The 1089-nt window shown below is 68.7% G+C and carries 1 protein-coding gene; it reads left to right on the top strand.

The window, feature by feature from the left end:
* The first annotated feature begins 351 nt into the window (after positions 1–351).
* Complete coding sequence (locus B9G38_RS17630; RefSeq protein WP_086221208.1) at positions 352–1035, top strand: HAD-IIB family hydrolase; 684 nt, start codon at positions 352–354, stop codon at positions 1033–1035.
* The last annotated feature ends 54 nt before the right edge of the window (positions 1036–1089 follow it).

The raw sequence follows: 1089 nt of genomic DNA, 5'->3' as shown, positions 1-1089 counted from the left end.
GGGGAGGTAGGCACGGCAGGGGGGGAGAGGGGTGAGCGGCCGAGGGGGGCAGCGGGCGGACTGTGGCGTCGTGGCTGGGGCTTTGGTGGGGTTCGCGGTCAGTCTACTGTTTGCTGTTTATAAGTAAGCGGCCGGGGCTTTGAAGCTGTTCGCCGCCGGTCCACCAGCAGCGATTTATAAGCGGTCGGATGGGGCTCTGGAGTTCATCACCGCAGAGTCGTGGCCTACATATAAACAGCCGACAACAACACCGTAATTCGGCTTATAAACAGCGACCCAGCGCTCCGATTCCTCCACCTACCAGAGCCGATCGAACGGAAGACAGTTGTCGCCGAACCGCCGATCCCGGGTATGGTTCCGCCCCTCGCGCTCGACATCGACGGCACCCTCACGACGCCGGACCACCGGATCGATCCGCGGGTCTTCGAGCTGTTACCGGACTGGGGTGCCCCGATAGCCTTCGCCACCGGGAAGGCGTTCCCGTACCCGGTGGCGCTCGCGCACTTCCTCGGCCGCGAGGAGACGGTGATCGCGGAGAACGGGGGCGTCGCGTACGTCGGCGGCGAGACGACGCTCGTGGGCGACCCGGACGCCGCGTGGGCCGTCGTCGAGGCGTTCCGCGAGCGCGGCGGCGAGATCGGCTGGGGGGAGGGCGACACGGTGAACCGCTGGCGCGAGACGGAGGTCGCGCTCTCGACCGACGCGGACGAGGCGCTCCTGCGCGAGGTCGCCGCGGCCGCCGGCGGCGACGTGGAGGTCGTCGACACCGGCTACGCCTACCACGTGAAGTCGACGGGCGTGAGCAAGGGCCGGGCGCTCGGCGTCGTCGCCGACGCGCTCGGAATCGCCGCCGACGACTTCGTCGCGGTCGGCGACAGCGAGAACGACGTCTCGACGTTCGGCGTCGCCGGCGAGTCGTACGCGGTCGCCAACGCGGACGACGCGGCCCGCGAGGCCGCCGACAAAGTGGTAGACGAGGGGTTCATGGACGGAACGGTCTCGGTGCTCGACGAACTGCGCGAGCGAGAGAGGTAGCCCCGAGTCGATTGCCCGCAGTTACCCCCAGTGGGGGAACCCCACGGCTTTAGC

The organism is Halorubrum sp. SD612, assembly GCF_002135005.1.
This window is presented reverse-complemented; position numbering and strand designations above follow the sequence as displayed.